The sequence below is a fragment of the Streptomyces sp. NBC_01707 genome (genome assembly GCF_041438805.1).
In the GTDB taxonomy this organism is placed as follows: Bacteria; Actinomycetota; Actinomycetes; order Streptomycetales; family Streptomycetaceae; genus Streptomyces.
In genome coordinates, this window is the sequence record NZ_CP109190.1 from 4,088,548 (window position 1) to 4,101,371 (window position 12,824).

Annotated in this window: 14 protein-coding genes; 4 read left to right on the forward strand and 10 right to left on the reverse strand. The window is 68.4% G+C overall.

Annotated features, from left to right (window positions below):
- Positions 1-134: 134 nt before the first annotated feature.
- The 6 genes from OG963_RS18285 to OG963_RS18310 all read right to left on the reverse strand — a co-directional run bounded on the left by OG963_RS18285 (position 135) and on the right by OG963_RS18310 (position 3,489).
- Positions 135-563, reverse strand: coding sequence for an ATP-binding protein (locus OG963_RS18285; protein ID WP_030915157.1), 429 nt, complete (start codon positions 561-563; stop codon positions 135-137).
- A gap of 144 nt (positions 564-707) precedes the next feature.
- Positions 708-1,187 (reverse strand): (deoxy)nucleoside triphosphate pyrophosphohydrolase, encoded by a 480-nt coding sequence (locus tag OG963_RS18290; RefSeq protein ID WP_362269838.1) that lies wholly within the window; start codon positions 1,185-1,187, stop codon positions 708-710.
- 121 nt (positions 1,188-1,308) lie between these two features.
- The gene (locus tag OG963_RS18295) at positions 1,309-1,509 is read right to left on the reverse strand and encodes an SPOR domain-containing protein (RefSeq protein WP_093773393.1); all 201 of its coding nucleotides are present in this window, start codon (positions 1,507-1,509) and stop codon (positions 1,309-1,311) included.
- A gap of 179 nt (positions 1,510-1,688) precedes the next feature.
- Positions 1,689-2,135: a hypothetical protein gene (locus OG963_RS18300; RefSeq protein WP_371799243.1), complete on the reverse strand. Its 447-nt coding sequence runs from the start codon at positions 2,133-2,135 to the stop codon at positions 1,689-1,691.
- Complete coding sequence (locus OG963_RS18305; protein WP_371799244.1) at positions 2,132-2,473, reverse strand: hypothetical protein; 342 nt, start codon at positions 2,471-2,473, stop codon at positions 2,132-2,134. The genes OG963_RS18300 and OG963_RS18305 overlap by 4 nt, the downstream gene beginning before the upstream one ends.
- Before the next feature lie 263 nt (positions 2,474-2,736).
- A complete protein-coding gene (locus tag OG963_RS18310; RefSeq protein WP_093772863.1) occupies positions 2,737-3,489 on the reverse strand; it encodes a GntR family transcriptional regulator in 753 nt (250 codons plus the stop codon).
- A gap of 293 nt (positions 3,490-3,782) precedes the next feature.
- Here OG963_RS18310 and OG963_RS18315 point away from each other — a divergent pair, with 293 nt between their 5' ends.
- Together OG963_RS18315 and OG963_RS18320 are read left to right on the forward strand one after the other, a co-directional pair.
- Positions 3,783-5,150, forward strand: a complete 1,368-nt coding sequence (locus OG963_RS18315) for a glycoside hydrolase family 18 protein (protein WP_371799245.1) — start codon at positions 3,783-3,785, stop codon at positions 5,148-5,150.
- A gap of 198 nt (positions 5,151-5,348) precedes the next feature.
- Complete coding sequence (locus tag OG963_RS18320) at positions 5,349-6,446, forward strand: threonine synthase (protein WP_256223436.1); 1,098 nt, start codon at positions 5,349-5,351, stop codon at positions 6,444-6,446.
- Between the two features lie 57 nt (positions 6,447-6,503).
- Here the strand turns inward: OG963_RS18320 and OG963_RS18325 are convergent, their stop codons facing one another.
- Positions 6,504-6,986, reverse strand: a complete 483-nt coding sequence (locus OG963_RS18325; RefSeq protein WP_093929461.1) for a cupin domain-containing protein — start codon at positions 6,984-6,986, stop codon at positions 6,504-6,506.
- Between the two features lie 120 nt (positions 6,987-7,106).
- Positions 7,107-7,607 carry a levansucrase gene (locus OG963_RS18330; RefSeq protein WP_371799246.1) on the reverse strand — a complete coding sequence of 167 codons (501 nt, stop codon included), beginning with the start codon at positions 7,605-7,607 and terminating at the stop codon, positions 7,107-7,109.
- Positions 7,608-7,979: 372 nt separating this feature from the next.
- Here OG963_RS18330 and OG963_RS18335 point away from each other — a divergent pair, with 372 nt between their 5' ends.
- Positions 7,980-8,729, forward strand: a complete 750-nt coding sequence (locus OG963_RS18335; protein WP_177309205.1) for a carbonic anhydrase — start codon at positions 7,980-7,982, stop codon at positions 8,727-8,729.
- Between the two features lie 66 nt (positions 8,730-8,795).
- Here OG963_RS18335 and OG963_RS18340 read toward each other — a convergent pair whose 3' ends face one another.
- On the reverse strand, positions 8,796-10,235 hold the full coding sequence (locus OG963_RS18340; protein WP_371799247.1) for an ATP-binding protein: 1,440 nt from the start codon (positions 10,233-10,235) through the stop codon (positions 8,796-8,798).
- A gap of 630 nt (positions 10,236-10,865) precedes the next feature.
- Between OG963_RS18340 and OG963_RS18345 the strand changes: the two genes are divergently transcribed.
- A complete protein-coding gene (locus OG963_RS18345) occupies positions 10,866-11,798 on the forward strand; it encodes a DUF3825 domain-containing protein (RefSeq protein ID WP_319330223.1) in 933 nt (310 codons plus the stop codon).
- Between the two features lie 366 nt (positions 11,799-12,164).
- On the opposite strand, the gene OG963_RS18350 is transcribed toward OG963_RS18345, so the two are convergent.
- The gene (locus tag OG963_RS18350; protein WP_319330221.1) at positions 12,165-12,779 is read right to left on the reverse strand and encodes a hypothetical protein; all 615 of its coding nucleotides are present in this window, start codon (positions 12,777-12,779) and stop codon (positions 12,165-12,167) included.
- Positions 12,780-12,824 lie beyond the last annotated feature (45 nt).

The window sequence follows — 12,824 nt, forward strand, 5'->3', positions numbered from 1 at the left end:
CCTGCCCGCAGTATTCAGCACTACGGCCCTTACCGACACGGCGTTCACGATCACAGCACGGTCTCAGTCCCTTTCGGCCAGGTACTGACAGGTACTTCCCGACCTTTGTGATCGCTGTGCGTCCCACCCCACTCCTAACCAGGGAGGGCCAGCTCGAACCACACCGTCTTGCCGCTCTTTCCGTGCCGTGTCCCCCAGCGGCAGGCGGAGCGGGCCACGAGCTGGAGCCCTCGGCCCCCTTCGTCATCGGGTCCGGCAGCACGTTCGGTGGGCGGATCCGGAAGCGGATCGGAGACTTCCACCAGCAGTCCGGGACGGGCGTCCGGACCTTCGCCGTCGGGTTGGGGGCGTACGAGTCGCACACCGATGGGGCCTGAGGTGTAACGCATGGAATTGGTCACCAGCTCACTGACCAGCAGAACGGTCACATCGCCGACCGTCGCGTCGAGCCCCCAGCCGCGCAGCGCCTCGTGGACCGCATGCCGAGCGGTGCGCACAGCCCCCGGCACGGCCGGAAAGGTCCACTCGGCGCAGTCGCCTTCGGTATCGATCACGCCGATCACTTCCCAAGACCAGCAAACAGGGAACGTTCTGTTTAAGGGGACTAATCAGCCCATACCCGATATTCGGGGTGGACTATCGCTGGAATCGACATGTGGGGCGTACGGGTGTAGGGCGGCGTGCGCGCACAGAGAGGGGGCGCGCGGTCAGTGGCGCGCGCCGTCCGACAGAGGCCCGGTCGGGGCGTCCCGGTCAGGGGTGACTCCAGCCGAGTCGGTTCCGGTCACGGCGGTTCCGGTCGGCAGACGGCGCATGGCCTCGGCCACGGCGGGCCGGTCCTGGTCCAGCCAGTCGAGCGCGTCGCTCTCGCCCGGTCCGAGCCATCTCAGTTCGTCATGGTCCTGGAGCGGGGCGGGCACACCGGACACCAGTCGTGCCGTCCACACCCGAAGCACATATCCGGGCGCCAGCGGCCACTCGCCGGGGATGCGCTCCAGCGGCTCCGTCTCCACACCGAGTTCCTCGCGGAGTTCACGCACGAGCGCCTGCTCGCCGGTCTCCCCCGGCTCCAGCTTCCCCCCGGGCAGCTCCCAGCGGCCCGCCAGCTCAGGCGGGGCACTGCGGCGCGCGGCCAACATGCGCCCCTGGTCGTAGACGGCTCCGGCCACCACCACGCGATCGTTCATACGCCGGAGCGTAACCCCCGACCACGACGCTCCGACCCGCCGCGACCACTCCACCCCGACCCGCACCGCCTCGCGCACCGCCGGCCGCCCCGCCCCCCGAAGCGGCGGCCGGGGAAGGCAGTCATGGACGGGCGTTCTGCCCCAGGCGCTCGACCCAATACAGCTGCTTGTGGCCGCGGCCGTCGAGCTTGTCGGCGATCTTCTGCGCCTCGGCCTGCGTGGCATATCTGCCAACGCGGTACCTGTTGCCGTTGTCGTCCTGCCTTATCACCAGCCAGGGGAGCACGGCCCCGCCGTCGCTCATCGTGTCCCTCCCGAGCATCGCGCCCCTCCCCTGAACGGCCTGCACGACTCTAAGGATCCCCAGGAAACCGCAGTACGCATATGCCCGAGCGTACGCCTGACCTTCACGCAACGGATACGTAATTACACAAAGAGACACCGATCCGGCCATCACAAGGGGGCGCAGTCATCCTGATGCGCCCCCTTGTGCCACACGGATCACTTGCGCCGCTTACGCCTTCGCCTCCGCCGACGCCGTTGCCGTTGCCGTTGCCGTTGCCGTCCGGATCGTCGGCATCGGCATGCGGACCGGACCGGCTGTCGGCTCATTGCGGCGAACGTCCCCGCATTCCGCGTCCAGCGAGCAGCACAGCGAGCAGACAGACAGTCGGCGATGTCCGGGAGTTCGTAGGCGGTGTCGCAAACGGAACAGATATGGGTGGCCGTGATGTCTTCGATCTCGACGCCCGGGCCGTTCACCGGGTTGGGGCGGGCCAGGTAGTACTTCCCTTTTGTCGCCCAGGCGATCAACGGGCAGAGAGTCAGGGAGAGTCCAGCCGCGATGAAGGTCGAGAAGGCCTCCGCGTAGGCGCCGAACAGCCCGAAGAAAGCGAGGATCGAGACGGTTGAGGCGATCACCATCGCACCGAATCCGACCGGGTTCACCGCATACAGATAGGCGCGTTCGAACCACAGGTGACCAGTTCCACCCCGTACTTCGCACAGGCCCGGGCGATCGATGTGCCGACGAGGAAGACGATCGTCGCGGCGGTCAGGCCGAGGCGAAGCCGCTGGTGAAACCGTAGGCGAAGACGATTGAGGCCGATCGCAAAGTCGGCGAGACAGGCGATCCCACCGAGTGCGGTGCCCGCGACCATCGCGGGCGACCAGCGTCGGAAGGAGTGGGGTGCGTAGCGGAGCGAGTAGTCCTCGCGGCTTTCGTCAGAGGCGAGCTTCGCGTAACTGCGCCTGAGGGGAGGCGGCTTGGCAGTCCCGGTATCCAACTGCCTCCGGGGACTGGGGCGTCGTCGTGAGGGGGCGGCGGTGTCCGTCATCGGTGACTTCCCGTTCGTCGGTCCGGTGTGCGGGTACGAACGGGAAGGCAGGAGCGGCACATGACAAGCCGGTACGGTCGGTGATTGCCCATCGGTTACGGGAACCGAGTGGGCGTCAACTCGTCATCACGAGCGCCGGCCGGACCGTCCGGGTATCGGTCACCCGACAGGAACTCGGCGCACCGGCCGCCCGGCAGGGCCCGGCACACCGGTCACCTGACGGGAAGGTGGTAGGAGATGCGGTAGCGGTCGGCGGGAACCACCACGTCAGCCGTCTCCACCGGCCTCCCCGATGCGTAGTACGTACGCCCGATCACCATCACCACATGGCCCGGCACACCACCGAGCGCCAGGAGCTCCTCCGCCAGCCCCGGGCGCGCGCCGACCTGCTCCACCACGTTGTCCACGACGACATCGATCGCGGCCATCCGCTCGACCACCCCACAGCCGCCCAGCGGGCCTTCCTCCGGCAGCATCACCGGCGTGCGTCCCGTGACCGCGAGGGGTTCCCAGGAGGTGGAGAGCATCATCGGCTCCCCCGCTTCCCGGAAGATGTATCTCGTACGCATCACCCGGTCCCCCGGTTCGATACCGAGGCGGTCGGCGGTCTCCGGGCCCGCCTCCTCCTGTTCGCTGCGGGACTCCCAAGTCCCTCGCACCCCCTCCGCCGTCTGCTCCTGGCGGAACGGACTGGCCCCCGCGTCCGGCCGGTAGCCGGAGCGGGCGATGCGACGCGGGACCGGGCGCGCACGCACGTACGTACCGGAGCCGGAGCGCCCCTCCACCAGCCCTTCCGCCATCAGCACCTTCCGTGCCTCCAGCGCGACGGTGTCCGAGACGCCGTACTCCTCGCGGATACGGGCCTGCGACGGCAGGCGCGTGTGCGGCGGCAGCGAACCGTTGACGATCTTCTCTCGCAGATCGCTCGCAACGCGCAGATAGGCGGGCTGCTCACCGAATGTCACAGGCCACTCCCAACAGGTTGACAGTCTGCAACAGCCTGGCAACCGTCGGTTGTGCACCGCAAGCACAGGCCAAAGTTTCACCCGAAGTGATGATCTGGCGCTGCCCTGCGCATATCGAGGCCCTGGTCACCACAGGAGTCCCGGTCACGTTCGGTCCGACTCGGGCGCCACGGGTCCCCTCGATCACACCCGATCACCGCCAACCCCTTGACCCGTTTTGGTCCAGACCAATAGTTTCCTCACCACACAGCACGGCTCTCGCACCTCTCAGCGCACCCACAGGAACGGGCCCCATGCGTCGAAGAACCCTGTCCAGACTGGCCATTGCCGCCTGCGCCCTCTCGCTGGTGGCCGGGATCGCACCCGCCGCCTCCGCCTCCGGAGGCCCCGCCTCCCCCGCCCACTCCTCCGGTTCCGCGACCTACAAGCGCGTCGGCTACTTCACCCAATGGGGTGTCTACGGACGCGACTTCCAGGTCAAGGATCTGGACACGAGCGGCGCCGCGGCCAAGCTCACCCACATCAACTACGCCTTCGGCAACGTCAGCGCCGACGGCAAGTGCTTCACCGGCAATGTGCCGGGAGAGGCCGACGCCTGGGCGGACTACGTCCGTCCACTGGATGCCGCAGGGTCGGTGGACGGCGTCGCGGACACCGACACCCAGCCCCTCGCGGGCAACTTCAATCAGCTGCGCGAGCTGAAGGCCAAGCACCCCGGCCTCAAGGTGATGATCTCCCTGGGTGGCTGGAGCTGGTCCACCCACTTCTCGGACGCGGCCCGCACCGCAGCCTCCCGCAAGGCCTTCGTCTCCTCCTGCATCGACCTGTACTTCAAGGGCAATCTGCCGGTGGACGGGGCGCGCGGCGGCGACGGCGCGGCAGCCGGTCTCTTCGACGGCGTGGACATCGACTGGGAGTGGCCCGGCTCCGCCGGCGACACGGACACGGTCTACCGCCCCGAGGACAAGCGGAACTTCACCGCGCTGGTGCACGAGTTCCGCACCCAGCTCGACGCGTACGCGAAGAGCACCGCCAAGGAGAGCAAGGGGCACGGCAGCAGGCCCAAGCACTACGAGCTGTCGGCGTTCGTCCCCACCGCTCCGGCCAAGATCGATGCAGGCTTCGACGTCCGCCGGATCATGCGGGACTTCGACTTCGTGAACCTGCAGGGTTACGACTTCCATGTGTCCGGCGAGACGACCACGGCTCAGCAGTCCGCGCTGTACGCGAAGGGCGACTTCAGCGTCGACCAGACCGTGCGCGACTGGATCAGGCGCGGCGCCCCGGCCCGCAAGCTGGTCATGGGCATGCCGTTCTACGGTCAGGGCTGGACGGGCGTGACGGGTGGCGGCGACGGTCTCGGCCAGCCTGCCTCGGCCCCCGCACCCGCCACCTGGGCTGCGGGCTACGAGGACTACAAGGCCCTCAAGAAGCTGGCCGAATCCGGTACGTACAAGATCCATCGGGATGTCAGGAACGGCCACGCGTGGCTGTTCGACGGCACGACCCTGTGGACGTACGACGACCCGCAGGTACTGCGCACCAAGACGTCGTACATCCGCCGGCACGGTCTGGGCGGCGCGATGTTCTGGTCGCTGGACGGGGACACGGACGACGGCGAGCTGATGACCGCCGTCGACCAGGGCCTCGGCCGACACTGACCCGGTACCCGGAAGCAGCCCACAGGGTACTGGTCAGCAGGGGCGTGGGGGGGGGGCGGCCGCCGATGCGGTCGCCCCCACGTGTTCGGCGCCTCACGAAAACCCTGTGGGACGCGGCATCGGAACCGCAGCGCCCAGAAGTACGACCCTGACAATCCATTGCCATGCGTCCGCCACACGCCTGACATGCTGGCGGTCATGGCCACCTATCTCTGCCCGCAGGACGGAACCCGCGCCGAGACCACCAGCCTGACCTGGTGCTGCCCGGTCTGCCGCGGCCCCTGGGACCTCGACTTCGAAGCCACTGGCCGGGTCTCGCTCAACTCCCTGGCCGGACGCGTCAATTCGCTGTGGCGTTACGAGGAGGTACTGCCCCTCACCGCACCCGCCACCAGCCTCGGGGAGGGCCGCACGCCGCTCGTGCCGCTCACCGGCGCGGTCTCCGCCAAGCTCGACTTCCTGATGCCGACGCTCTCCTTCAAGGACCGCGGCGCCGTGATGCTCGCCGAACTCGCCCGGCGCCTCTCCCCCGAACGCGTCGTCGCGGACAGCAGCGGCAACGCGGGAACCGCCGTAGCCGCCTACTGCGCGCGGGCCGGGCTGCCCTGCGCGGTGTACGTCCCCGAGGGCACCTCCCCGAAGAAGACCGAACAGATCCGGGCCCACGGCGCCCACCTGGAGATCGTCCCCGGCGACCGCGAGGCCACCGCACACGCCGCCCGGGCCGCCGCCGACTCCCCCGGCACCTTCTACGCCTCGCACGTCTTCAACCCGTACTTCCTGCACGGCACGAAGACATACGTCTACGAGATGTGGGAAGACCTCGGCGGGCGCCTCCCCGATGCCGTCGCCGTACCGGTCGGCAACGGCACGCTGCTCCTCGGCGCGGCCCTGGCCACCGCGGAGCTCCACGCCCATGGCCTGATCGACGAGAAGCCGGCGCTGATCGCCGTACAGGCCGAGGCCGTCTCACCGCTGGCCGCCGCCTTCCACGCGGGCGCGGACGGCCTGCTCGACGACCCCGGCAGCGCGGCCGGGCCCACGCTCGCCGAAGGCATCGCCATCCCCCGGCCGCCGCGCGCACGCCAGATCCTGGCGGCGGTGAGGGAGTCCGGTGGCACGTTCCTCACTGTGACGGAGGATCAGATCCGCAAGGCGCAGCTGGACCTGGCGGCCCGTGGCTTCTACGTCGAGACGACCGGCGTCGCCTGCTGGGCGGCGGTCGGCCACTGGACGGACCGCAGCGTCGTCGTACCGCTGTGCGGCGCCGGCCTCAAGACGGGCCTGGCGCCCTGACCTCGCACGCGGTCGCCTGCACGCCACAACCGGACTGCAGGTGACCCGCCTTGCCGGTCAGTCCGTCCAGTACGTGTCGTGCTTGATGAAGAACTCGGCCCGCTCCTCCGGCGACCACTCGGCGGTCTGGGCGAGGTTCTCGAAGTACTCCTCGCGCGGCGCACCCGGCGTGAACAGCAGCAGCATCGACGCCGACGCGTCGGAGTCGTTCCGGAAGGCATGCAGCCCACCCTGCGGTACGTACACGAAGTCGCCCTGCGTGGCGTCGATCCACCGGTCGCCGTTGTAGATCCGCACCGTCCCGTCGAGGATGAAGAACGACTCCGAGATCGACCGGTGGAAGTGCGTGGCCGGCCCGCCGGCCTTCGGCACCATGTCCATCCGGTACAGGCCGAACTCGCCGTGCGTGCTCTCGGTGGTCGCCAGATAGTGGGTGGCGCTCCCGTTGCCGGACATCAAGTTCGGAGCCGTGCTCACCGGCCGGTACGTGGCGCTGATCTCTCCCTTGCCGTCCGCATAGATCGGCTCCGGATACGACATCTCGATCTCCTCCCTCGACGCTGCCGGTGCTCGGCGTGGCACATGCGGCTGACGATCGAGGCCGAGGGCGCGTCGATGCCGGACGGTGAAACCCCGGCCTCTTCCGGTCGGATCCACGGCTCAGCCCTGTGGCGGGAAGCAGCGTGCACCCTTCTCGACGAGGTGCCCCGCACAAGCGCGCCCGATGGCCGGCTTCCCCCGGCACATCCCAACGTACCCCTGGGCGCTGTCGACGACGACCGGTCGGGCGAAACAGGCGAACCGATTGCGCTGCTTCCCCTCCGCCCACGCCATCGCGGCCGGGTCGATCCGGTCGCTGACCAGCACAGGGAAGCAGGCGACGCCGGTCTGCATGCCGACGGGCAGCCCGCCCTTGTTCTTCTTGGCGTACGTGAGCACCTGTGTGGTGAACGTGTCGACGACCGGGTCGGTGATCTCGGGCACGGCGGCGGCCACGGTGAACAGATGCAGATTGGTGGCCGCCCAGCGCGTCCGGAAGTCGGCCCTCCGGCCGACGAGGACAGGCGCGCCCGCCCAGTCCTCCCAGCGCGGTCCGCAGCCGTCGGCCGCCAGCCGGCTCTCGACCGATGCCAGGTAACTCCGTATCGACTCTTCGCTCATGGCCGCGATTGCCCACGGACCGTGCCCCGTCCGGAAGCCGACACCGGCTGCCGAAACCGCGTAGGGCCGACTCGGGCAGGAGGGGCTCCGTGGATGCCGGGCGGGCGGAGGATGTCCCGGACAACGGCCTGACGGGGCGTTGGGAGGGAGGCCCGGGCTGCGGCTCAGGGGAGCTTCGAGGAGTCGTGTCACTCGGATCGGGCCCGCCTCGCGCATCAGGTGCTCGATCAGCTGCCCGCACGGGCTGTTTGGGCCGTCGGTGGCAAAGCAGCCCATGTCCTCGTGCGCCTGCCGTCGGGTTCCCACGCCGCGTTGAACAATCGCCCTGGTCGAGACGTAGGACGTGGCTCAGCGGACCGAGGGGAACGACCGATGGACAGAACGGGACATCCGGATCGCAGGGCTCTGCTCGCAGGCGGACTTGCGGTCGCCACGGTCGCGCTTGCGGGGTGCTCGTCGTCGAGCGCCGCCCCGTCGGCGAGCGCTTCACCGACGAGCAGCGCTTCGCCGCAGGCGCGGCCGTCCACGCCCACCGAGGCGTTCACGAGGCTGATGGACGGCAACAAGCGCTGGGTGAGCGGAGATCTGCACCATCCCGACCGGGATCCGGACCGGCGCGAGTTCGTGGCTCAGACGCAGGAGCCTTTCGGGTCGATCCTCTCGTGCATCGACTCCCGGGTACCTCCTGAGCTCCTCTTCGACACCGGGCTGGGCGACCTCTACGTGATGCGCACCGGCGGGGAGGCGGTCGGCCCGGTGGTCACGGGTTCCGTGGAGTACGGGCCCATGACGAGCGGCACTCCGCTCGTCGTCGTCCTCGGCCATCAGCGCTGCGGCGCCGTCAAGGCGGCATACGAGTCCATCCGTGACGGCAAACCGCTGCCGGGAAACCTGGAGGCGATCACCAAGGCGCTGCGGCCGGCGTACGAGCAGGCTGTCCGGGAAGGCGGTACCGATCCGGTCGAGACCATGGCTCGCGCCCAGGTCACGCTGACCGCGGCCGACCTGCGCTCCAACCAGGACCTGGCTCCACTCGTGGGAAAGGGCGCCCTCGCCGTGGTCGGCGCCTACTACTCGCTGGACACCGGCAAGGTGGAAGTCCTGGCCGGCGCGCCCTCCTGACCGGCGGGACCGGACGGATGTGCGTGGCCGGGGGCGCTCGTGAGGTGGGGGCTTCGGGCTCTGCCGCTATCGGGACCGCCACGCCCGTACGAGGTCCTCAGGTCCCCAGTGCGCGGCCAGCGGCAGATCGTCGGCCACACCGCAGCGGGAGACCGCGACCAGCGGAGTGTCCGGCGCGGCACCGGGGACGGCGAGCACGTCGCGCACCAAGGCCTCGTACTCATGACGGCCGAAGGGCTGGGTCTCAAGCCACTTGACCGACCCGACGAAGTGCACCTGCCGGGCCACCGGCGCACGGTCTGCACCGATGAGGTCGACCTCGGGGTTGTTCTGACGGTTCCACCAACCGCCGATGGCCTCGGTCCCGGGCCACTCGTCATCGGGCATCAGACGCAGCAAGGACTCGCGGATCAGTGGCTCGACCGCTCTCCCGCGCCAAGTGGTCCATGACCGCTCGATGCGTTCCAACGCCAAGTCACCGCGGCCACGCTCGATGAGTGGGATCGCGCGCGCAAGGAAGGCCAGCCAGAACCGTAGATACGGGTCGGCGATCCGATAGCGCTTGTTCTTGCTGTCCGGCTTGACGGACAGGGGGAGATCGGCGGCCAGGACGCGCTTGGCCTGCAACGTGGCCAGCAGCGGGGAGAGCGTGCCGGACGGCAGCGCGCCGGCGCCGCCGGCTTGGGCTGCGATCGCGCTGAACGTGCGCTCTCCGCTGCCGACCGCTTCCAGTACGGCTCGCGAGTGCGAAGCCTCGGGAAATTCGCCCAGCAGGGACAGCTCACCGGCCACCAGCAGAGGCGAGAGAGGATTGGTGACCGAAGCCTGCAGGAAGGCCGTCCGCCCCATTCCCGGCCGCCATGACTGCACGATCTCGGGGAAGCCGCCGGTGATCAACTGGGCGTCGACAGCTTCCGCGGCATCGAGCCCGGTCATGGCCTGCACGTCGGCCAGGTTCAGGGGCTGAACGGTCATTTTCGCTGCCCGGCCGAAGAACGGGCGGCCGTACGACTGCAGTGCCTCCATGACCGATGTATCGCTGCCGACCAGCAGCAGAAGCACGGGCTTGGAAGACAGGTGACGGTCCCAGACGGTCTGGAGTGCGCCCTCGAATTCCTGATCCTGCTCGACCAGCCAGGGCACCTCGTCAATCACCGCGATGTTCGGTGAGTCATCGGGTACCGCGAGTGCCAGCGAGCGCAGGGCCTGATTCCAGTCCTGCGCCTGGAGGCCGGCGACCAACTCCGCCCCCGGCAGCAGTGACTGCGCGAGGGTCGCGACAAAGTCGGCGCGCTCCGTCACAGGGTTGCGCCCCCGGGTGGCCTGGAACACCACGTACGGCGCCCCCGAGCGGTCGCAGAACTCCTGGACCAGTCGCGACTTCCCCACGCGACGCCGACCCGTCATGATCACGGCCCGCCCCCGGGTGGCTCCAACCCCCTCGGCCACTGTCCGGTACTGCTCAGCCAACAGCTCAAGATCTCCGGCCCGGCCTTGGAACTCCACGAGGCACCCCTGGGATCATTAACGTAGATACATTCTTACGTAGATTGAATCTTACTTCACCTCCTACTGCCACTGCGGCAGGCGCGGAGTGCGCGATCGCGGATCGGCGACGGCATCGTGGCCGACGGGGGCGTGAGGGCGGTGGAGGCAGCCCACCGGCGAGGGTGAGGGGTGAGCCGTCAGACTCCGTGCAATGCGCTCGCGGATCGAAATGCACCGCCCCTGGGAGCGCTGGGTGCGACTTCACAGACGGCTGATCCCGCCCGTAGCCGCAGCTACCTCACTGCGGCTACGCGAAGGTCGGCGTACGCCCGGTTTCGCCCGCAGCCTCGGCACCTGAAGTGGCAGCGGGGGACTGACCGTCCTTGCCCGGAGCACCGGCACAGCTCTCGACCCTCGCAGATGCATGGGCCCTGGACTGGCACCGCATGTGGTCCCCCCGAGCGGTTCTTGGAGCAGGTCATCCCCTGGACCAACGATCGCAGTGCTCGAAATGTCCGCGAGAAGGGGCTGGGAACGGATCGTGACCGCATGGCCGAATCCGCTGACGTACCTGACAACCCGGATCTAGCCTGTTCCACCCCAGATCATCGCGTGCTGAAGCTTTCCCCGATGTCATAAGGATGGGTAGTGACCACCGACAAGCAGCCCCTGCCGTCACCAGCGGATCTTGCAAAGCTGAAGCAGAACCACGAGGCCGGCGCGCCCACCCCGGAGATACGGGTGCGCCGGCCCGGCAACGCCCTGTTCGAGTACGCGTACATGGGTTACGTCCGCAAGACATTGGCCGGCCCCGCGGCCAAGCCGGACCTCTACGACCAGTTGGCCTTGATGGCAGAGCCTGAGGACTGGGACGGACGTTCCCCTGAGGCTGTGGGAAGCATCCGAATCCTGCGCAACTACATCCGGTGGACGTTCGAACGGGCACGCCGGCAGGAGAAGCTCTCGGCCAGCTCCAGCGGTACGTACTCCGCCTTCAACACGGGCTTGGCGACACCCCAGCAGGAGACGATCTACGGACTGTTTCGCCGCAACAGCCGTTCCGACAGCCAGCAATGGGCCTTCGTCAGCTGGGTTGAGGCGAGTAAGCGCGATTTCATGGACCACTTCCCGCCTTCGCTGCGTCCCGAGTTCGTGACCTACACCGAGGACCCTGCGGACTACGTCTACGACTGGCGGCGAGAACTCGTCGTAAACGTTGACCACATCCTCAACGAAGAGACCGGGAACCTCGAACGCTTCCCGGAGGCACTGCGCAATAACCCGTACCTCGCTCGCATGGCACTGAAGGGCGCGGTCGACGCGTCCGTGGACCGTGTACGTCGCAACTACAAGGCCGCGGTGCCCTCTTGGTATCCGACTCATGACACCGTCCAACTACTGCTGCCCCTGTCATTGCAGTCCGTCGGCGTGGTCGATCTGGCACTGGTCGTCTCCCGGCAGGGTGAGTTCTATCGCGGCCATACGGTCCTCACCACTGCCATGGCGTACACCAACGCCCGCCTCCTCGCGCGCCCCGACAGCGACTGGCTTCAGCCGGCATCCGAGGAAGAGACCGGGTAGAGCGGAACGGGATCGCGCTCTGCGATCCGCATCCGCCTGGAGCACCCCGTACACCTGTCTCGAGGTGTCTGTCCAGGGTGGCCGACGCCGACCGAGCGGGGCACCGCGACTACTTCGGATGCCGCGATGCGGCTGCCGAATCCACATCCGGCAACGGTCCGGGCTCGCCGCTTCGGCCGGCCACTGCGCCGGATCGTGGATCCGGCGTGAGTGCGTCGGCTACCTTGAGATACCGCGGACCACAAAGACCGCCAAGCCCGCGCCACCACAGGTCAGGCACTCCCTTTCGCCAGGTCAACCAGACGTTGAAAGGGACGCGCACTGCAGCGCTACACCTACGAAAACACCGTCCTGGCGCGGCTCAGGTCAGCCGAGTAAACACCGTGGAGTGAGGTCTCCCTGCACCTCTGGAGGGTGTACCTCCAGGATCGACGCCGACCCGCCGGCCACCGCAGTCTCGTACAGCGTAATCCGATCCCCCGGGATGAGATGCCTCCACCGCGCGGGCGTCAAAGGCAGGAGACGCACTGGCGCCCGAGCGCCGGGTACGAGGTCAGGACCGAACTCGACCCACACGCGGGCGATGTCCAGGTCTGACGCCCCGCCCTCCCTCCGGTGGCCGATGTCCCACATCGGCCGCAGCACCCCGGCTCCGGGGATCGGAGCGCGCCGGAACGTCTCACCGGTCGGCAGGAGCACGAGATCAGCCCGGATGACGCCCACTCGTGTCTCGGTACCCCGCCACCGGCACCACTCCCGGCTCCGTTCGAGCCCCAGCATCACCGCCACACGTTCCAGCTGCTCCCAGAAGCCCTTCGGTGCCGTCCATCCGTCACCGAGTTCCTCGAGCAGGTCGAACGCCACTTCCCACTCGTCGTGCGCGAGGTAGTCCCAGACATCGGAAACCGTGACGTCGTTGTCGGTCGCAACGCCTTCGGGCACCAGCAGCGCGGCGGCCTCAAGTATCCCGACGACATCCACGCGCCCATTATGAATCAGCAGCACAACACCCCTCTTGACGGCTGC